This is a genomic window from Paenibacillus wulumuqiensis (assembly GCF_000971965.1).
Taxonomy (GTDB): domain Bacteria; phylum Bacillota; class Bacilli; order Paenibacillales; family Paenibacillaceae; genus Saccharibacillus; species Saccharibacillus wulumuqiensis.
The window spans coordinates 118,670-139,069 of the sequence record NZ_KQ040792.1 but is presented as its reverse complement, the minus strand read 5'-3'; the positions used below and the strand labels follow the sequence as shown (position 1 = coordinate 139,069).

Annotated in this window: 19 protein-coding genes; 11 read left to right on the top strand and 8 right to left on the bottom strand. The window is 51.6% G+C overall.

Annotated features, from left to right (window positions below; translation table 11 throughout):
- Positions 1-12: 12 nt before the first annotated feature.
- The 3 genes from WH45_RS00610 to WH45_RS00600 all read right to left on the bottom strand — a co-directional run bounded on the left by WH45_RS00610 (position 13) and on the right by WH45_RS00600 (position 3,099).
- Positions 13-705 carry a DUF4956 domain-containing protein gene (locus WH45_RS00610; protein ID WP_046212467.1) on the bottom strand — a complete coding sequence of 231 codons (693 nt, stop codon included), beginning with the start codon at positions 703-705 and terminating at the stop codon, positions 13-15.
- Positions 698-1,507, bottom strand: a complete 810-nt coding sequence (locus WH45_RS00605; RefSeq protein ID WP_046212466.1) for a polyphosphate polymerase domain-containing protein — start codon at positions 1,505-1,507, stop codon at positions 698-700. Before WH45_RS00605 ends, WH45_RS00610 begins: the two co-directional genes overlap by 8 nt.
- A 401-nt stretch (positions 1,508-1,908) precedes the next feature.
- A complete protein-coding gene (locus tag WH45_RS00600; protein WP_046212465.1) occupies positions 1,909-3,099 on the bottom strand; it encodes a hypothetical protein in 1,191 nt (396 codons plus the stop codon).
- Positions 3,100-3,394: 295 nt separating this feature from the next.
- Here WH45_RS00600 and WH45_RS00595 point away from each other — a divergent pair, with 295 nt between their 5' ends.
- The 3 genes from WH45_RS00595 to WH45_RS00580 all read left to right on the top strand — a co-directional run bounded on the left by WH45_RS00595 (position 3,395) and on the right by WH45_RS00580 (position 6,595).
- Positions 3,395-4,072, top strand: a complete 678-nt coding sequence (locus WH45_RS00595) for a response regulator transcription factor (protein WP_046212464.1) — start codon at positions 3,395-3,397, stop codon at positions 4,070-4,072.
- Entirely contained in the window at positions 4,072-5,349 is a 1,278-nt protein-coding gene (locus tag WH45_RS00590) for a sensor histidine kinase (protein ID WP_046212463.1), read from the top strand. The genes WH45_RS00595 and WH45_RS00590 overlap by 1 nt, the downstream gene beginning before the upstream one ends.
- A 352-nt stretch (positions 5,350-5,701) precedes the next feature.
- A complete protein-coding gene (locus WH45_RS00580) occupies positions 5,702-6,595 on the top strand; it encodes a diacylglycerol/lipid kinase family protein (protein ID WP_046212461.1) in 894 nt (297 codons plus the stop codon).
- 180 nt (positions 6,596-6,775) lie between these two features.
- Here WH45_RS00580 and WH45_RS00575 read toward each other — a convergent pair whose 3' ends face one another.
- From WH45_RS00575 to WH45_RS00565, 3 genes are all read right to left on the bottom strand, one after another.
- Positions 6,776-7,522: a class I SAM-dependent methyltransferase gene (locus WH45_RS00575; RefSeq protein ID WP_046212886.1), complete on the bottom strand. Its 747-nt coding sequence runs from the start codon at positions 7,520-7,522 to the stop codon at positions 6,776-6,778.
- 420 nt (positions 7,523-7,942) lie between these two features.
- A complete protein-coding gene (locus tag WH45_RS23810) occupies positions 7,943-8,512 on the bottom strand; it encodes a hypothetical protein (protein WP_052723548.1) in 570 nt (189 codons plus the stop codon).
- Between the two features lie 210 nt (positions 8,513-8,722).
- Positions 8,723-9,274: a C40 family peptidase gene (locus WH45_RS00565; RefSeq protein WP_046212460.1), complete on the bottom strand. Its 552-nt coding sequence runs from the start codon at positions 9,272-9,274 to the stop codon at positions 8,723-8,725.
- 97 nt (positions 9,275-9,371) lie between these two features.
- Here WH45_RS00565 and WH45_RS00560 point away from each other — a divergent pair, with 97 nt between their 5' ends.
- The 3 genes from WH45_RS00560 (at position 9,372) to WH45_RS00550 (ending at position 11,845) form a co-directional block, all read left to right on the top strand.
- Positions 9,372-10,286 carry a phosphatidate cytidylyltransferase gene (locus WH45_RS00560; protein ID WP_046212459.1) on the top strand — a complete coding sequence of 305 codons (915 nt, stop codon included), beginning with the start codon at positions 9,372-9,374 and terminating at the stop codon, positions 10,284-10,286.
- A gap of 296 nt (positions 10,287-10,582) precedes the next feature.
- Positions 10,583-11,002: a LysM peptidoglycan-binding domain-containing protein gene (locus WH45_RS00555; protein ID WP_046212458.1), complete on the top strand. Its 420-nt coding sequence runs from the start codon at positions 10,583-10,585 to the stop codon at positions 11,000-11,002.
- Positions 11,003-11,215: 213 nt separating this feature from the next.
- On the top strand, positions 11,216-11,845 hold the full coding sequence (locus tag WH45_RS00550; protein ID WP_046212457.1) for a LysE family translocator: 630 nt from the start codon (positions 11,216-11,218) through the stop codon (positions 11,843-11,845).
- A 76-nt stretch (positions 11,846-11,921) separates the two neighbouring features.
- On the opposite strand, the gene WH45_RS00545 is transcribed toward WH45_RS00550, so the two are convergent.
- Positions 11,922-13,064 carry a glycerate kinase family protein gene (locus tag WH45_RS00545; protein WP_046212884.1) on the bottom strand — a complete coding sequence of 381 codons (1,143 nt, stop codon included), beginning with the start codon at positions 13,062-13,064 and terminating at the stop codon, positions 11,922-11,924.
- A 393-nt stretch (positions 13,065-13,457) separates the two neighbouring features.
- Between WH45_RS00545 and WH45_RS00540 the strand changes: the two genes are divergently transcribed.
- The gene (locus tag WH45_RS00540) at positions 13,458-14,345 is read left to right on the top strand and encodes an alpha/beta hydrolase (protein WP_046212456.1); all 888 of its coding nucleotides are present in this window, start codon (positions 13,458-13,460) and stop codon (positions 14,343-14,345) included.
- A gap of 210 nt (positions 14,346-14,555) precedes the next feature.
- Here the strand turns inward: WH45_RS00540 and WH45_RS00535 are convergent, their stop codons facing one another.
- Positions 14,556-14,912 (bottom strand): hypothetical protein, encoded by a 357-nt coding sequence (locus WH45_RS00535; RefSeq protein WP_046212455.1) that lies wholly within the window; start codon positions 14,910-14,912, stop codon positions 14,556-14,558.
- 347 nt (positions 14,913-15,259) lie between these two features.
- On the opposite strand from WH45_RS00535, the gene WH45_RS00530 reads away from it, so the two are divergent.
- From WH45_RS00530 to mtnK, 4 genes are all read left to right on the top strand, one after another.
- Positions 15,260-16,360: a sugar ABC transporter substrate-binding protein gene (locus WH45_RS00530; RefSeq protein ID WP_046212454.1), complete on the top strand. Its 1,101-nt coding sequence runs from the start codon at positions 15,260-15,262 to the stop codon at positions 16,358-16,360.
- Between the two features lie 168 nt (positions 16,361-16,528).
- A complete protein-coding gene (locus WH45_RS00525) occupies positions 16,529-18,058 on the top strand; it encodes a sugar ABC transporter ATP-binding protein (RefSeq protein WP_046212453.1) in 1,530 nt (509 codons plus the stop codon).
- The gene (locus tag WH45_RS00520) at positions 18,055-19,041 is read left to right on the top strand and encodes an ABC transporter permease (RefSeq protein WP_046212452.1); all 987 of its coding nucleotides are present in this window, start codon (positions 18,055-18,057) and stop codon (positions 19,039-19,041) included. Before WH45_RS00525 ends, WH45_RS00520 begins: the two co-directional genes overlap by 4 nt.
- 130 nt (positions 19,042-19,171) lie before the next feature.
- On the top strand, positions 19,172-20,383 hold the full coding sequence (mtnK, locus tag WH45_RS00515; RefSeq protein WP_046212451.1) for an S-methyl-5-thioribose kinase: 1,212 nt from the start codon (positions 19,172-19,174) through the stop codon (positions 20,381-20,383).
- Positions 20,384-20,400: the final 17 nt, after the last annotated feature.

Here is a 20,400-nt window from a genome sequence, read left to right as displayed (position 1 = left end):
TTATGCATTTGCTTAATATTCGTTAGCTGGAGTGGGGCTCATCGTTAGCGACAAATCCAGATTGCCGTTCCGACACCGGATGGAGTCGAGGAATTCTTTTTGGTTGGTTTCCTGCTTCATGGTGACGAGGTAGATCAGCTCATACAGGCTGCCCAGCTCGGTGGTTCTGATTTTTTTGAGATCATATTGTACGCCGAACTTGTGGAATACTTCGTTAAAGGCTTCTTCGTAGCCCAGGTTTTCGGGAATGGTCACTTTCAGGGTGCGCTGCATCGTTTTGCGTGTGCCAAAGTTAAAGCGGTTTAGCAGGAACATCAGCAGGCAGAGGATCAGGGTGAACAGGACGGCATAGCCAAAGTAACCGGTACCGACGGCCAGACCGGCTGCCATGGTGAACAGAACGTAGGCGATGTCTTTCGGGTCGCCGGGTGCACTGCGGAAACGGATGATCGAGAATGCACCGGCGAGACTGAAGGCGCGGGCGATATTGCTGCCGATCAGCAGGATGATAATGGCTACGATCACCGGCAGCAGTACCATCGTCAGGGTGAAGCTCTGGGAAAAGCCATTTTGGTTCGTTTTCATATAAGTCAGGCTGATAATGCCGCCCAGAATAATGGATACCAGTATGGTTAGCAGCGCGCCGCTCAGGGTAAGTTCGGTCGTGCTGGCGCTCACTGTACTGCTAAATAAGGTTTCAAGCATAGCGGATAGTCTCCTTCTCGGTAGGGATTTGAATCATCGCGGCAGCCGGAATCTCAATCGTCGGCAGCTGCGGTTGGATCGTTGGAACCGTCTGGTTTTTCAGCATTTTCTTGTACTCGTTGCCGTATTTGGAAAAGCTCGTCCGGTACAGCTGGTGTTTGGACAGCAGCCTGGACAGCCATAGCGGCACAGTGTTCTCCGCCTTGACCTCCATCAGCCACTGATCCGGCTCCAGCAGCTGCTCGCCGTAGTCGCCCTGCTCCAGCTTCAGATCGTAGCGGCGGCAGCGGATATTGGTGTCAAAGGTAATCCGCAGATCGCGGCTCTCCTTGCTGAACAGTGCTTTGCGGTCGTAGGACAGGTACAGCTTGGGAGCCAGATCATACAGGCGAAGGAAGTAGCTAATCTCGTTCAGCACCTGCTTGTTCATGTACTCCTGATATTCCGGCTCCTGTCCGGTGCGGACGAATTCGTAGGCTTCATTCAGCTTGAGGGCAGTGCGGCGTTTGTTGACGAGACCGGTAAATTTCTTTTTGATCTCCATATATACTTTGGCATCGGCCCGGGGTACACCGTATGCGCGAAGGCGCAGCTTTTCTTTGTATTTGGGCTTGGCCAAGCTCGCCCGGATCAGCGAATCATGCGGTGTGTCGTAATAGATATTGCTGATAGAGTAAAAGTCGTGCTGCTTGTTGTAGGCATCCAGCTCCATGTATTCCAGCAGGTCGTTGTAGAATGCATGGAACTTGGCGGTGTTCATCAGATACTTGCTCTCATAGCGGTTAAAAACCTCGATAGCCATGGGGATCATTCCTTTGCGTTATGGTGTGCATGCTTGTGCAGCCGTGCGGATAAGCTGTATGGGGCGGGTCATTTTGTCATTGGTTGGTGCGGCGTCGCTTGCTTATGTTTGTATATTAGAATGCCAACCTTTAGTGAATCTTAAATGTTTTACATGGCGTTGATAAATTTACAAACTTCTTGAATTTGTGTGAGTCTGCTGTGTTATGGAGCACGTTATCGAAGGGAATTGTGTTTATGGCTGCTCGGTCTGGGCATTTTTTGGAAATGCAAAAAACCCTTTTGTGATGGCATGGATAGCGGCATCACAAAAGGGGCTGTATTGGGAGCTGTTCTTTTTATAATATTGGGTTTGGCATCCTGCTGGGGCTAGTAGAGAATACAGCGTTATGGTAGGACAGCTTATTGTTCTTCTCCATTGATGAACAGGATGAAGTCTTGTTCGTAGTTGATAAAGTAATGACCTTCGACGAATACCGTTGTTTTGTGATCGGTATGCAGGTAGATGGTATTGTCTTCATTGTCCAATCGCATATCGGTAGTGAGGACGCCCTGCTCGCATAAAGCAATAATCTGCTGGGGCTCGGCAATGTCGAAGACTATGCTACCTGTCTGTAGATCATAGAGGATGTTGGATTGCTCCATCTGTTCTCTCGCGTATAATCTCCCCTGTTTATGATAGATTCTGTTGTAGATACGGGGCTGGGCGATTCGGTCTGTGGTCTGCTGCCGGATATCATGGATGAGAAGAGCGGAATCTTTGGAATCGAACTGTTCGATTAATACAATGATTTTCCCGTCGACAGTGATATAGTCTGTAAATGCTTCGTTGGGTTGAGAAGAATGCAGCACGAACGGGGTGAGATCGATTCGATGATGAAGCACCATGGCAATAAACTGCTCCACTTCAGCAAGTATGATTTCTTCGGGCTCCTGTTCTCCTTTGATCCAATCTTGCTTCCGCTCATGCACCATATGCTCGCCGGTTTTGATCCAGAGATAATCTTGCCCGGCATAGTCATAAGGCTGCATACACTCCATATAGCGCAGCATCTCATTGGCAGTGAAATAAACAAGCTCTCCGGTCAGGGAATCGAGCAGGGCATCATATCGTTCATATCTGGTCTTCCTGCCCGGGGCCATATACGATATCAGCGCATACCGCTCATTTAATGTATAGAAGTCATGCAGCGCTAATGGGGCAGTTAGTGGATCTATATCCAGCAGACGAGTGTCGAGAGTATGAACAAGATTGCTAATTCCTGTAATGAGATCCCTTTTATAAAAGTAGACGAGCCGGTAGTCTTCGCTGCAGGATGCATAAAAAACTACCGGGGCACGGCTGCAGCTCTCGCTCAGACTGAATACCCGCTTTTGTTCAAAATAATAAATAGCTGCTGTGTTTGTGCGGGTATTGTAAGTGAGCATTCCTTTATCAAATAGCAGATCGTCCATATGTGCATCGAAATTAAAGTCGTCATCCGACATATCCACTCTGGTTCTCATAGAGAACAGACAGATATCACCTGATAGAGATACCGATGGCAGCAGTTGATATTCATCGGGGATCGTTATGTAGTAACGTTGCATCATTGTAATCCTTTCTGATTGACTATCTTTTGTTTTCATTGGAAAAGAGGCCATTAATGAAGCGATCTTTATGTTTTGGATCTTTTTTGCCGAATGTAAATATAATATACGGTTCAGCCGAATTCAAATTCCCCCCCTTAATACCGGCCGCTGATACATTCAGTTAAGGTTAATTAAAGGTACAGCTCTTACAATATTGATATGAACAATACATGACCATGCCCAAACGATACCTGCTGCCTACCCACAGTGATCGGCAGACAGCGGACCAATTCATTTATAAAGGGTGACACCAACGATGCGAATATTAATAGTAGAAGATGAACTGCATCTGGCGGAAGCACTGATGCAGATTCTCAAAAAGCATAACTACTCCGTCGATGCCGTGCATGACGGGCGGACCGGGCTGGACTATGCGCAGAGTGGGATCTATGATCTGCTGCTGCTGGATATTATGATGCCGGAGATGGACGGGATCAGCGTGCTGAAGACGCTGCGCAGCCAGGGGGATGCGACACCGGTCATTCTGCTCACCGCCAAGGGAGAGATCTCGGATAAAGTGACCGGGCTCGATTACGGTGCGGATGACTATATTGCCAAGCCTTTTTCCTCCGAGGAACTGATGGCCCGTATCCGTGCAGCCCTGCGGCGCAAAGGGGAAGTGGTACCAGAGGACGGACTCAAGTACGGCGATCTGGAGCTGAATACCTCTACGCTCAAGCTGACTGTCCGCGGCAAGGAAATGAAGCTCAATCTTAAGGAAAGCGAGCTGCTGGAGCTGCTGATGATCCGCAAGCAGGGGGTAACGTCCAAGGAGCAGATTATCGAGAAGCTGTGGGGATTCGATTCGGATGTGGAGCATAACAATGTGGAGGTCTATATTTCCTTTCTGCGGAAAAAGCTGAACTTCCTGAATTCCACGGTGCGCATCACCACGATCCGCAATGTCGGTTATGTGCTTGAGGTGACGAACTAATGTTCAAGCAGCTCCGCAATCATTTTCTAATCCTCAATCTGGCGACGATCTCGATCCTCATGCTGGTCGCTTTTGCTTCGATTTATACGATTACGTACCGGAATGTACAGACCGATGTCCGTATGGATCTGATGCGGATATCCGACTCTTACCTCAAACCGTTTGACGGGGGCGGAGGCAGTCAGCCACCGCGCAGTGGTCAGGGAACAACAGCCAATGGCGGCGGATTTACCGGCGGTCAGAACCAGAATACGCCGCCGGAACGGGCGGTTGCCTTTATGATCGAGACCGACAGTGCCGGCAAGCAGACCAACACCAAGTCCCAGGTGGAGATTGAGAGCACCGTCTATACGAATGCCCTGCAGGAAGCGACAGCCATGAACACCGACCAGGGGCAGTTCTCGCTGGATGGCAGTGAGTGGGCATTTGTCCGGCAGCCGCTGAATGGCGGATATCTGTATACGTTCCTGGATATTACCGCCCAGCAGGGTATTCTGACGAATCTGATCTATACCTTTACCGCGGTTGGTATCGTGATGTTAGTGCTGCTGTTTTTCACCAGCCGCTACTTTGCCAACCGTTCGATTAGACCGGTACAGGACGCCTTTGACAAGCAAAAGCAGTTTATCGCGGACGCTTCTCATGAGCTGAAGACACCGCTCGCGGTGATTAACACCAATGCGGATGTGCTACTCGCGAATCCAGATGATACGATCCGCAATCAGTCCAAATGGCTGCATTATATCAAAGGCGAGACCGAGCGCATGTCCCGGCTGACCGGCGATCTGCTCTATCTGACCGAGATGGAGGATGCGCGTACCACGATGATGCACAGTACATTTGATCTGAGCGAGACGGCAGAGAATCTGATCCTGACGATGGAAGCTGTCATTTTCGAAAAGGAACTGTCGCTGGACTACGATATTACGCCGGGGCTGACGATCGAGGGCAGCAGCCAGCAGATGCAGCAGGTCATCATGATCCTGCTCGATAATGCGATCAAATACTGCAAGCCTCGTGGCAGCATTAGGCTGACATTGCACCGCTATAATCAGCAGACCATCCTGTCGGTCAGCAATACCGGCGAAGGCATCGCGCCCCAGCATCTGGACCGGATCTTTGACAGGTTCTACCGGACGGATGCTTCCCGGACGCGTTCGCAGGGGGGCCACGGGCTGGGTCTCGCGATTGCCAAGTCGATTGTGGAGCAGCATGGCGGACGAATCGAAGCGAAGAGTACAGCCGGTGAATCCACGACGTTCTCGGTGTATTTGTAATCATATCAGCCGGTTACTCAGCAAGCCTTTATTCTATATCAGAATATCGTTGTATCGTAAAGGAGCCGCTTAAATGCGGCTCTTTTTTGTTCAATCCGGTATATTAGACAGAGTGTATAATCCTTGGATGGATCTGTTACTCTCAGCAGATAACTTGTCCCTTGATTGCTCCTGAATTCTTTGTTATCCGCATCCTTGTACCTAATCAGAAATATTCCTGCACTTCTATTATCGAAAATTACAGCAAATATGAATTTTTGGGGTAAATAGTAATGATTCACACTTCTGCTCCATGCACTCCGCTGCTCTGCAGCGTAAACATACTACTGAACGATCAGAAAGGAACATGTCCGTGAAGCGAGCCATGATTATTATCAACCCTTCTTCCGGCAAGGAACTGGCGCTGGAATATTTGCAAAAAGTCGAACAGCTGCTGCGCGACGAAGCCGGATATGATGTTGTCGTCAACGAAACTGCCAAAGAGCTGGATGCGACGAATTTCTGCATTTCCGCCTGTGAAGACTACTTTGATCTGGTCGTCTCCATTGGAGGAGACGGTACCCTGCATGAGACGATCAATGGTCTGCTCGATCAGAAGCATCGTCCGCTGCTCGGTATTGTGCCTTTGGGAACGGTCAATGACTTTGCCCGGGCGCTGCAGATTCCGCTGAATCCGGATGAAGCAATCCGTACACTGACCTCTTCGCAGGTCAAAGATGTCGATATGGGACGGCTCAATGAGCAGCTGTTCGCCAATGTGGTGGCGGCCGGCTCACTCGCGGAATCGCTGTCTTCGGTATCTTCCGAGGATAAATCCAAGCTGGGAGCGTTCGCTTATTTCCGGGAAGGATTGCGCGAACTCGTCAACAATTCGGCGGCCCCCCTGCGCATTGAATATGATGGTGAAGTCTGGGAGGGCGATTCTCCGCTCTTTATTGCTACATTGACCAACTCGGTCGGCGGCTTTGAGAAAATCGCGCCGGATGCTTCTGTCGATGACGGTCTGCTGCACGGCTTTATTTTCAAGGATCTGAATCTGTTCAATACGCTGGCTGTCGGCGCTTCCCTGCTGTTCGGTCATCTCAAGGACCATCAGGATGTGATCTACTTTACAGCTCATCATATCAATGTCAGCTCCAATCAGCCGGTCCGTACCAATGTGGACGGCGAGGAAGGTCCGGCGCTGCCGGTGGATCTGCATATTCTGCCCGGTCATATTAAGGTCATTGTGCCCGAGCCGGTCTGATCTACAGCTCTAAAGCAATGGCGGCATCATCGATAAGAGGAATGTGACCTTGCCAAATAAAAAAGGATACCGCTTTTGCGACGGTATCCTTTTTGTCATGCCCGGTATTCTTATATCAGTTACAGCCGTAAAACAGCTTCCAGACAACTTCCAAAGCATGCGGCTCGAGAGACTGCTCCATCATTTGTCCGCCATGATCATAAAGCGCTTGGAATTGGTAACAATGCCCCGGTCGGTCCGGTACTCCTGTACAAACCGGTCCAGAATAACAAAGTCCTCGGCATCCCGGCCAAAATCGGGAATAATCGGCGCATGCTTGAGCAGAAATACCAGATCTTCAGCGGTGGCATAATATTCATCCGCATCATACTGCTCACACCGTACATTCCGAAATCCTGCCTGCTCCAACCCATCCAGATACCGGTTCATCAGCGTTCCATCCGGCTGTCGCTCCTGCTCTCGGCCAAACGCCTGGACCAGATTCCGTTTATCCCCTTCGCTGACCTGCTGGGTGAGAAATACGCCGCCATCCGCCAGCACCCGGAACGTCTCATACTCATCAAACGGCGCATGACGACAGGATACAATATTGAAAAATCCATCCGGAAACTGCAGCTCACGGGCGTCCATCTGCAATATTCGTACATTATGTTTGCCCGAGGCAGCCAGATTGGCCGCTGCTGTCTGCATCATGCCGGTAGACTGCTCCACTCCGACCAGCAGCCTCGCGGCATCTGCCAGCTCGAGCAGTGCTTCACCACCGCCGGTTCCGATATCCAGCAGCAGATCATCCGGTCTGCATCGCCGGGATATCTCTCCATAGAAGTCCCATGCGGCCCCTTCGGTCTCGCACTTCATCCTGCTGAAATCCCAGCCATTGTCCAATCCAACCCGATCATAAAATGCTTTATATTGTGATTCTCTCATCATCTGATATCATCCTTCTCCTGATTAATGGGTGCCATCGCTACCTTCGATTCGTCGCTGCCGGCAGGGTGCCTGAAGACAGACTGCTCCCTGTATAGCTGGTACGCGTTTTGATCCAGCCCGGCGTCTACTTACTTCGAATCATACGGATTAGCACCTGTTCACCCCATTATCTTGAGAATTATTTCCAGTATAGTCGGTTGGACTGCCCATGCCAAATGCATATCGGCTCAGGACATACTAACCACTCCCTGTATTTGACATCCAACGACCGCCGATTGTAGTTGGCACCAAAAGCCTGCTGCCTGTAGTCAACATCAAAAACGCCAACCGCTGACTGCACGGTTGGCGTTCCCAGGATGATCCTCCATTCTGCTCACAGCAGGTGATAAGTATATGGACGCCATCCTGTATATTCAATTAACGATTGACACGAGTTCCGTTCACGTCGCGGTGATCTTTGCGACGCAGCAGACCCAGCAGACCCAGCAGACCGAACAATCCGATCCAGCCCCAGTCGCTGTCATCATCATCTTCCATATCCGTTGTAGTGGTACCGGTCGTAGTGCCTGTCGTACCGGTCGTTCCTGTGGTGCCCGTCGTTCCGGTCATATCTGTACCGGTTGTACCCGTAGTTCCAGTCGTATCGGTTGTACCACCGGTTGTGCCGGCAGGATCAGTCGTTCCGGTTGTGCCTGTAGCATCTGTTCCGGTCGTTCCTGTAGTATCTGTGGTACCTGCTCCCGTGGTACCCGTTGTATCTGTCGTTCCACCTGTACTTGTACCTGTATCGGTACCCATTGTATCGGTGCTGTCTGTACCTGTAGTTCCCGTGGTCCCGCCAGCATCAGTACCGGTGCCTGTAGTGCCTGTTGTACCGGTCGTTCCTGTGGTACCCGTTGTACCGCCAGTCGTAGCAAAGGTAGGCGTTACCGCTGTCGCAGATATTACCAGTGAAGCGAGAAGTACCAGCTGAATTTTTTTGAACATGTTGTTATCTCTCCTCTTTTAATGGTGTAATGTTCCTGCTAGGCTAGTATTAACCCCTGACAGCTAATTCAAACTATTTATTCCGTATTATTTTGTAATTATTGGATATTTAGGCAGATCAAATAAAAAAAGAACCGACTTTCTTGCGGGAAAAGTCGGCTCTCTGCTGTAATCACCTGCCTGCTGCTAATACGGCATAGACAGCATAATCTATATACTTTCCATTTCCGGACGGTATTCACTCAGCTTGCCCTCATATACCAGCTGCAACCGCTCGCTTCGCCGCAGATCATCCGGGGTTACGAGTGCAGGCAGCTTGTTCCACAGGCGGATTCCCGACCGCTGCAGAATCTCGGCGACAAACTGGGAGCAGAAATAAGAATTGCTGAATTCCACCGGTTCCTTGATCGCCACCCCGATCACGCCGAGCAGATTGTACAGAAACTTCTGCTGGCTGCGGACAAAAATATGCAGCACCCGCTTCATCTTCTCCACCTCACGGCTGGAGACGCGCAGTTCATAGATAACGCAGGTCGTATTGGGGTATTTGCTGTAGGTGCCGGTCTGGATATCTTCCCGCACGAAGCCCCCATTCAGCGGATTGTTCGGATGCTTGCGGCCAAAGCTGTACAGCTCATGCAGATTCCGGTCAAAAGAAATGGATGCATGGTTATATGGTGCCTTGGTATACGTCTGAATCACCCGGGTGAACAGTGTGCCGGTATTGGTCAGCAGGATAAAGACGGACTGTTCGTCGGTCATGGTCAAAATGTCCCCTTATCAAGTTGGAATTATTCCTTCATAATAACATATGATTCCTGTATTGGGATTCGAATTCAAGACAGGTTGGTGATCGGTTGTGAGCGGTTCGTTATTTACGTTAATTCTGATTTTTGCAGCTTTATTCATTCTACAGATCGTCTATCTGATCGTCAGCAAGCTCCAGCCGGACAGGGATTACAAGGTGATCGGTACCCGGATCAAAACCTGGTGGGGCATGTTCTTTATTTTCTGCCTGGCGACATTGTTCAATCCGATCGTCTCGCTGCTCTCCCTGATGGCGCTGACCTTTTTTGCACTCAAAGAATACTTTTCTATGATTCGTACACGCAAAGCGGATCGTCGGCTGTTTCTGTGGGCGTACCTGGCGATTCCGCTGCAATTTTACTGGATCTATATTGGCTGGTACGGGATGTTTATCGTCTTCATCCCGATCTATGTATTCCTGCTGCTGCCGCTGCCGAGACTCATCAACAAAGGGACCGGCGGTTTCCTGCGCAGTGTCAGTTCGACCCAGTGGGGACTGATGCTGATGGTGTTCGGGCTTAGTCATCTGGCGTATTTCCCGTTTGCCACACCGGAGTATGGCGGCGGACTGGTGCTGTTCCTCGTCGTACTGACCCAGCTGAATGATGTGATTCACTACCTCGCTTCCATGTATATCGGCAAAAGGAAAATCGTACCGACTTCCAACCCGCATATTACGTGGGAAGGATTCATCTGTGCCTTTATCGTGACGACAGCGGTCTCCTATCTGGCTCATCCGTATCTGACGCCATTTGATCCGAAGTTCGCCCTGATCATTGGGATGCTGGTTAGCCTGGCCGGATTCTTTGGCAGTCTGACCATATCCGTATTGAAAAGGGACCTGCTGATCGGGGACAGCGACCGGGCGGAAGCGCTCAAAGAAAGCTATCTGAGCCGGGTCGACAGTCTGACCTATACGGCACCTGTATTTTTCCATGTGATCCGTTATGTATATGACTTTATGTAACCTTCTAACTTGGAGCTATAATGATATAACAATATGGATGACCTCTCTTTGTATTTGTTCATACAGAGAGGGGTTTTTATTTTATCCACTTGTCATTCTATGTGATATGCATAGAGGGATGTCTATTGTCAGTCTACTCTCTTTAAAAAGGACTAAAAACGGCCTTTAGAATAAAAATCAAAAAAACTTTTTAAATAGACTTGTAATTATCTTAATTTAGTAATATTATAAATATATAAACTTACCAAAACGTAATTACTTACAAAAAATAATTAAAAAAAGAGGAGATTGTTATCATGAAAAACACTATTCAAAAAGTAATGTTGTCCACTGCTTTAGCCGCCAGCCTGGGAGCTGTCGCTGTCGTTGCCCCAATCGGAGGCAATCATGCCTTTGCAGCATCCGACAATCAATCCAGTCATGAGAAAAATAAAAAACGTGCGGAAGATCGTGCCAACAACGCTGCGTTCCTCGCTGCACAGGCAGAACAGTTCAACGCTCTGTTCGGTACTCCCGAAGAAGTTACTGCTAACCAGCCGGAAAATAATGCCGTTCCTTCGACAGACACTGCTGCCAAACAGGATATTCTCGTTGTTGTTCCACAGGGTGCCAGCCTGACTGAAATCGCTGCTCAATACGGTGTAACTGTAGACGAGCTGGTTGCTGCCAACAACCTGCTGCCTGCCGGTTACCAGCTGACTGTTCCGCAAAAATAATAAATAAGCTCCTGCCAGAGCCAACTGTATATTACGCTTTTGTATAGAAGCAGTCTGAACCGTTTATTGCGGAGCAGGCTGCTTTTTCGTGTATACAGCCTCGATATGAGGAAATGTATTCCGGTCGCCGATGAATTTTTGCTAGAATACACTAAATACATTTTCCATGTCGGTTCGATCCTGGCCGGCATGGAACCAAAGGAGCTGATTCACATGGATATGCTGTCTATTCTTTCTTTTCTCGGTGCAGCCATCCTGCTGACGCTGATGCCGGGACCGGATAACATGTTTGTGCTGGCCCAGAGTATTGCCCAGGGGAAAAGGGCGGGTATTGCCACTACACTCGGTCTGTGCACCGGTCTGCTCGTACATATTACAGCCGCTACACTGGGCGTATCGGCAATCATTTACCAATCCGCGTTGGCGTTTAACATCGTCAAATATGCCGGGGCTGCCTATTTGCTCTATCTCGCCTGGAAATCGTTCCGTGCGCGGGATGAAGAATTGCTGGTCGGCGATGGACAGACACCGGCTCTTCGGTTTGGAACCCTGTACCGGCGCGGAATTGTGATGAGTTCGCTGAATCCCAAAGTATCGCTGTTCTTTCTTGCCCTGCTGCCGCCGTTTGTTAATCAGGAAGCAGGCTATATCCCCCTGCAGATGCTGGTACTGGGCTTTATTTTCCTGATCCAGGCATTGATTCTGTTCAGCATTGTTAGCGTATGCGCCGATCGGTTACGCGCCTGGCTGATGCGCCATCCGCGAATTTCGCGCAGGATCAATGTGATTCAGGGCAGTATCTTTGCACTGATCGGGCTCAAGGTCGCATTCAGCAGCCGCTAGGCATCCGCAGAACGGATAGGCAGTTACTGTACTTTGTACTTTGTACTTGTAATGTCCAATGTCTGTTCATCCTCACCTAATCGAGCAATCGGAGCGTTCTGGCGATATTCTCCATCGTGCGCTGCACATTGTACGGACCCTGTGCCAGCAGTTCATCCAGTCCGGCTGTACGCGGTATAATGCCAAAGATCGCATCGATACCCTCGTCATACAGTGTCTCTATGCCTTCGCCCATGTGCCCGGTGACCGCGATGACCGGCTTGCCGGCTGCTTTGGCGGCAACAGCAACACCGTGCGGAGTTTTGCCGAATTTGGTCTGGAAGTCCATGCCGCCCTCGCCGGTAAATACGATATCCGCCTCTGCCAGCTTGTCCCGTAGTCCGGTATACTCGATCACAATCTCAATCCCCCGCCGCAGCGTCGCTCGGGTAAAAGTCAGCAAGCCTGCACCCAGTCCCCCGGCAGCTCCGGCGCCCGGAATATCGCGCGCCGCCCTGCCCAGCTGGGACTGGATGATATCCGCATAATGACTCAGCGCGCCATCGAGCTGTACGACCATCTCCGGCGTCGCTCCCTTTTGCGGACCGAATACAGCCGAAGCTCCCTGCTGGCCGCAGAGCGGATTGGTCACATCGCAGGCGACGATCAGCTCTACCTCCTGCAGCCGTGCATCCATATGCGTAGTGTCGATCATCGCCAGACAGCTCAGCGCACCGCCGCCGCGCGGCAGTTCAGTGCCCGACTCATCCAGCAGCCGGGCGCCGAGTGCCTGAGCCATCCCGGCGCCGCCATCATTAGTGGCACTGCCGCCGATCCCGATAATAATTTTGCGAATCCCCTGATCGAGACAAGCCCGGATCAGCTCGCCGGTACCGTAGGTGGTGGTTAGCAGCGGATTGCGCTCTTCCCGGCGAACGAGCTGAATGCCGCTGGCGGAAGCCATCTCGATCGCTGCTGTCACTCCATCACCGAGAATGCCGTAGGCGGCTGTCACCGGCTGACCGAGCGGACCGGTCACCTCCAGCTGGTGAATCTGTCCGCCGGAAGCATCGATCAGCGACTGCACCGTGCCTTCCCCGCCATCCGCCATCGGTACATGAATATACCGGGCCGACGGGTAGACGCTGCGCAGCCCTTTTTCCATCGCTATGCAGACTTCCTTGGCAGTCATGCTTTCCTTGAATGAATCCGGTGCCAGTACAAATGTCTTCTCTCTCATCTCTCCACCCCGTTTGGAAATAATAGATTGCAGCAAGAAACTATACACAACTGTCGCCGGAACCACACCGATCGATGTAAAAGCCGCAGCCGCTGCCATCAGAATACCAAAGATCGGAGCAAGGGAGGAAGATATCCCAGCTGCCGAATGCCTCAATTTGAATTACGGTCTGAACAGGCCTATATTTAAATGTACAGGCCAATGTCCGATTGACCTGCAACAAACAGGCTGTACGAACGTGAAGCGACAATATAATGCCATGAATTTGAATATGTGGAGGATGCCTTCAGGTTCGAATGTTTTACTATATACGATAGATCAGCATGCGCTATACCGGACTTTTCGAAGGTAACCAATTATCAATGTCATCTAACCTGAAATGGAGTGATACCGATGAAAGAGCAGCAATTGGAAATGATCCGTCAGATTCGTGAGCAGCAGTTTACCCAGGTCGATGGTGGCACATTGACACCACCCGGCACACCGGCCGCCCAGCGCAAGGATATCCATATTCCCACATCCTACGGGGAAGCGCGCACTCATATGTATATTCCACTGAATGCAGACGAAGCTGCGCCGGTGTTTATTAATTTGCACGGCGGCGGATTTGTACTCGGCGCGCCGGAGATGGATGATCCGTGGTGCGCCTATGTCGCTGACCGTTCCGGCTGCATTGTGCTCAATGTCGAGTATGTACTGGCACCGGAGCACAAATTCCCGTCTGCCGTCTACCAGTGTTACGAAGTGGCCCAGTGGGTTCATCAGCATGCGTCCGAGTGGGGCGGAGACGGCTCCAGACTGGCGATCGGCGGACACAGCGCTGGAGGCAATCTGTCTGCCGCCGTATGCCTGCTCAATGTGCAAAAAGGCAGCGAACTGCCTATCGCCTATCAGATTCTCGACTATCCGCCGCTTGACCTGGATACCGATCCGGCGGCCAAGCCGGCTTTTGAAGAAGCGATTCCGGTAGATATGGCCCGGATGTTCAACGAGATGTATTTGGAGAATATGGAGGATGCCCGTAATCCGCTGGCTTCCCCTGTATTCGCCTCTTTCTCCGAGCTCGCCGCTCTGCCGCCTGCGCTTGTCATTACGGCAGGCCGGGATTCGCTGGCAGCCGAAGCCGAGAAATACGCTTCCATGCTCCAGGAAGCAGGCGTGCCGGTCACTCATCGCGATTATCCCGGCGAAGTCCACGGATTCACTCATAACGGCACCTATGCCAACGCCGAAGAGGCATGGCAGCTGATGGCCGACCAGTTAAAACAAATTTTGGCGTAGCGTTTAAATTTAGTCCTTATTACAAAGATTATTGAGATCAGGATGCAGCCCTTTTCCTTACGTGGATGACGGGCTGCATCCTTTTTTTGGCATAAACTGCTGCATGTCAGCATACCTGTATCCACTTGCATCATCCAGGCTCCTTTTAGATAAAGTATGAATTAGCGCGGATTAATATTGTACGGATTTACAAATAAAAACCCGCCCGTATTATACGGGCAGGCGCTGCTGCAGAATCTCCATAATATGCGAAGTCTGTCCCTGGTCGAACTCTTCCGGCGTCATAATGTAGAATCTGTCCTTCGGGATACCATTGAAATTGATAAATGTACTCACATAAGGGGAGATCAGTATAAAATCCGTCCCCTGCTCCAGCAGTTCGTCCAGAAACAAGTAATCCTGATCGATCTCCACCACATAGTCCAGCTGATGGGCACGAATCTCTTCGCTCAGATTCTCCTCCATGGTTCGTGATAGCGATTTTCGGAAAATTCCTCCTTTGTCATACTGATAAGACCGGGGTGTAGAACCCATGACTACTGCTTTTACAATCATAATTTTCTTCATATGTACCTTCTCCTTGCCCGGTAGTTTATGTTCTGAGTGCATATCATGCTACTTTAGTGCTCTTTCTATCCTTTTGTATATCGCGTCGTTATACTATTCTGGATTGTACGTTATGAGGATTCATAATCTCCCTACATTGTATATAAACCTGCCGCCAGCATCCAACTCATTCATACATTTATTCCATTAATATACAGATAATGACGTCTTTAAAGTATAATTTGTCGATTCCTTTGCTTTATTTTAACAAAACCAATTGACATACTTGGTTTTAGCTTCTATATTAAATTTTAATATTATCAAGCCGTTTAAAGCATTAAAGCAATCATGTACAGGGGGAAAAGAAAATGAAAAGACGTGTATGGTCCGTAGGCTTACTCTCCATTCTGCTTGTGTTCACGCTGGTACTAAGCGCATGCGGTAACAATTCAGCAGATAACAACGCATCCGGAAGCGCCGGTGCCGCATCTGACCAGCCATTGGCCGGTAAAAATATCGCTCTCATTATGCGTCTGAACAACGGAACTTTCTCCGCCCAGTACATCGACGGGGTCAAAAGCCAGGTCGCCAAATACGGCGGCAATGTCACCGTCATCTCCGCGGATAATGACCTCAGCAAAATGGCTTCCTCACTCGATGCAGCCGTGAACCAGGGACAATTTGACGGTATCCTGATCGACCACGGCGATGCCGGAGCACTGACAGCCGGTGTGCAAAAGGCCGTGCAGGCGAACATCCCGGTAGTCGCTTTTGACTCGGCACTGGATGGCATTCAGGGCGTGACCAGTCTCGCGCAAAATGACCAGCAGATGGCCGAACTGACACTTGAGCAGCTCGCCAAGGACGCTGGTGGCAAAGGCAATATCGTCAAAATCTGGGTGGCCGGCTTCCCGCCGATGGAATCCCGTCAGATCTCCTACAAGGCCTTCCAGGGCAAATACCCGGATATCAAGGAAATTGCCGCTTTTGGTACAGCGGATAATGCCCAGCTGGATGCACAGACCCAGATGGAAGCGATCCTCAAGCAGTACCCCAACAAAGGCGATATCGCGGCTGTCTGGGCATCCTGGGATGAATTTGCCAAAGGGGCTTCCAACGCGATCAAGCAGGCCGGTCGCGATGATATCAAAGTATACGGCATCGATCTCAGCGATGAAGATCTCAGCATGATTCAGGACCCGACCAGCCCATGGGTAGCCTCCGCAGCCGTGGATCCGACGACCATCGGTCGCGTGCAGGTACGGTATCTGTACCAAAAATTTGCCGGTAACCCATCCGACGAGCGGGTAGAACTGGAACCGGTCTATGTACACCGCGATGATCTGCCAAAAGACAAAAAAGTAACGACCGCCGATCTCGGCGAGTATGTCAAAGGCTGGGGAGACAGCGACCAGGGCAATACCGACGAACTCAAAGCCCTGGAAAAGGCAATTGCCGCAGGCAAATAAAATCGCTCTATCCCGTCTGACCTGCTGAATGTTCACAGTTGTTCAGGCGGAACCTCAGTATCCACCAGTGTGCCTCTGCATGCTGGTGGATACTGCTATACCCTCCTAGGTAATTCGATTACACTGCTGCCGGTTGTTCTGATCGCAGCCACAGAAAGGAGCATCCATATGACGACTCCCACAGCTTCCGCTGGCGGCCATCTGCATATGAAGGAAATCTACAAATCATTCGCCGGTGTTCCGGCCCTGCAGGAAGTAGACTTCAGCCTGCACGGCGGCGAGATCCACGCGCTGCTCGGTGCCAACGGCGCCGGCAAAAGCACATTGATGAAAATATTGTCCGGTGCCTACACAGCCGACCGGGGCAGCATCACCATCGACGGTCAGCCGGTACAGCTGAACTCTCCGGCAGCCGCCAAGCAGGCCGGTATCCAGTGCGTCTACCAGGAAGTCGATACGTCCCTGATTCCCCAGCTGTCTGTCGCCGAGAATATACTGCTGCACCAGCTGACCACTTCCAAGGGCAGCCCGATTCTGAACTGGAAATCCCTGTACCGGGAAGCGGAAGACATACTGAATACGCTTGGCTTTGCCATCTCCGCCCGCCGTCAGGTCAGTGAGCTGTCACTGGCGGAAAAGCAGCTCGTGCTGATTGCCCGTGTGATGGCGGAGAAAGCACGGTTCGTCATCCTCGATGAACCGACCGCCCCGCTCAGTATGGAAGAAGCGGAGCGGCTGTTTGGAATTATGCAGGGACTCAAATCCCAGGGCATCGGTGTTATTTTTATCTCCCACCGGCTGCCGGAGATTTTCCGGGTATGCGACCGCATTACCGTCATGCGTGACGGACGCCGGGTCAGCACGGTATCGGTAGAGGACACCAACCCGGGGGAAGTTGTACATAACATGCTGGGACGTGCCTTTGAAGAGGAATATCCCAAAGTATTCACCGAGATTGGCGAACCGCTGCTGACCGTACGCCAGCTGGCCGCCGGACGGCATGTGCAGGATGTGAGTCTGGACGTATGCCGCGGCGAGATTGTCGCTGTCGTCGGTCTGGTCGGCGCCGGCAAGACCGAGCTGTCCAAGCTGCTGTTCGGGGCAGAGCAGCCGGAGCGCGGCACGGTTGAACTAAATGGACATCCGGTACGTGCACGCAATCCGCATCAGGCGATTCGTTCCGGTATCGTGCTCGTCCCGGAAGAACGCCGCAAGGAAGGCATTCTCGTCAAGGAATCCGTGCTGCATAACCTGAGCCTGCCGCTGCTGCAGTCGATTACGTCGCTGGGCATCATTTCCGGCCGGGCCGAACGCAGACATGGTGAAGGATTGATCACTTCCCTTGGCATCAAGACGTCATCCGGGCAGCAGCTGACCGGGTACCTAAGCGGCGGCAACCAGCAGAAAGTCGCTATCGGCAAGTGGATGGAGACCGACGCCGATCTATTCATCCTCGATGAACCGACCAAGGGCGTCGATATCGGCGCCAAACGCGACATTTTTAAAGTAATCGGCAATCTGGCCCAACAGGGCAAAGGAATACTCTATCTGACCTGCGAATTTGACGAAGCGCTTGGTCTGGCGGATCGCATCCTCGTGATGTGTGATGGCCGGATCACCCGTTCTTTCGCCTATGGCGAAGCTTCACAGCAGGATCTGTTATATCACGCCAGCGCAGGCCGGGAGGAACTTGTATGAAACATCGGATCGCCCAATTCTCGTATCGTTATGGAGCCCTGATCTTTATCGGTCTGGTGCTTGTCTTCTTTTCCGTATACAACCAGCACTTTTTTACCTATAACAATATTACCGATATTTTGCGTTCGATCTCGATTGTTACCTTTGTTGCGATCGGCATTACGATCTCGCTGACGGTGGACGGATTCGACTTGTCTGCCGGCTCGACCGTCTCGCTCACGACCGTTGTCGTCGCGGCGATGATGGTCTGGTATGAGATGCCACTCATTCTCGTGCTGATCGTGCCGATTATGATCGGGGCACTCGTCGGACTGCTCAACTCGCTGCTGATTGTCAAGATTCGCATTCCCGATCTGCTGGCGACGCTGGCGGTCATGTACATTGTCAGCGGGATTCACCGCACCTATACCAAGGGCTACTCCATTTACAACAACATGCAGTTCCAGGACGGCACCAAGGCGCCCGGCGTGATGCTGGATTCCTTTCTCTGGATCGGTCAGGGGCGGCTGCTCGGCATTCCGTTTCCGGTGATTCTGATGCTGGTGGCCATTGTCGCTATGCATTTATTTTTCAAATATACACGCGGCGGACGCCAGATGATCATGACCGGCAGCAATGAAGAAGCGGCACGCCTGTCCGGACTGCGGGTCAATCGCATCCGCACGCTTGCCTATGTCGCTTCCGGTATCTTCGCTGCGATCGGCGGCATCCTGTTCGCTGCCCGCGTCGGCTCCGGCCAGATTGATGCGGGGTCGTCCATGCAGATGGATGCGCTCGCTGCTGTGTTTGTCGGTTACTCCGTCTTCGGAGCGGGACGTCCGAACATTATCGGGACCTTTTTCGGAGCTGTACTGATGGGGGTGCTGGTGAACGGCATGACCATGCTGCATGTGGAATATTACACAACGGATATTATCAAGGGCGCTGTGCTGGTACTGGCTCTGGCCGTTACCTTTATCCATCGTAAGCGGCAGAAGGTATAACGCGCAGAATCAACAGTGCAGGTGCTCTACCTGCCTATCCCTTGTATGCCGATTCATGCGTGCATCCCTGATAAAGTCCGCAGCCAAAATATATATCCATCCATTCTGATCTGCAAGGAGGCAAATGACCATGACTGCAACTGCTGATTCCATCTATGAACCATTGACCGAGGAGACGGCGATCCAGCTCGCCCGGCGACTGAAGCTGTTCGATACGGAAGCCGATCTGGTCTGCCGCGAAATCGGTGACGGCAATCTGAACCTGGTGTTCCATGTGACCGAACCTGCGGCAGGCAAAGGCATTATTATCAAGCAGGCGCTGCCCTATGTGCGTATTATCGGCGAAGGCTGGCCGCTGACGCTGGAGCGCGCCCGCATGGAGAGCGAAGCGCTGCGGGTCTTTGCCCGTTATGCACCGGAATACGTGCCGGAAGTGTATTACACGGATAATGATTATGCGATTACGATTATGGAAGATCTGTCCCATCTGACCATTGTGCGCACCGGTCTGGCCGAGGGCGCGTTCTATCCGCTGCTGTCGACTCATATCGGCCAGTATATGGCCCGCACGCTGTATGGCACTTCGGATTATGGTCTCGGCGCGGATGCACGGCGGGAACTGGCACTGCAATTTCACAATCCCGAGCTGTGCAAAATTACCGAGAACTTCGTCTTCACCTATCCACTGCAGGATCATGAAAGCAATGTAGTCGAAGATGGCCTGCGTGAACTGGCCGAGCAGCTGTGGCAGGATGAACAGCTGCTGCGCGAAGGTGCGCGGCTCAAGCGTCACTTTATGATATCGGCTGAAGCGCTGCTGCATGGCGATCTACATACCGGCAGTATCTTTGCCAGTGAGCAGGAGACCCGGGTGATCGATCCGGAGTTCGCCTTTTACGGACCGATGGGCTATGATGTCGGACTGTTCATCGCCAATACGCTGCTGTCGGCACTGGCCCGCAGCGAAGGCGGTCGGGAGGCGCTGCTGCATCATGTCACTGCGGTATGGGATGTATTCGCCGCCGAATTCACTGCACTCTGGCAGGCGGATAACCAGGAGCCGCTGGCCGGGGCAGCCGGTTATCTGGAAGATCAGCTGCTGAACATTTTCCAGGATGCGGTCGGCTATGCAGGCAGCGAGATGATGCGCCGGGTGATCGGACTCGCTCATGCCCGGGATATCGAGAATATTAGCGACGATATGCAGCGCCTGCATATCAAGTCCAGCGCTGCCCTGCTGGCACGCGACCTGATCGTGAACCGCAGCCATTACGTACGGGCAGAGCAGATATTACAGGCACTGCGGCAGGCAGATCGCAATGAACCGATTACGCATGAATAGAATGCTGCCCTTGATAC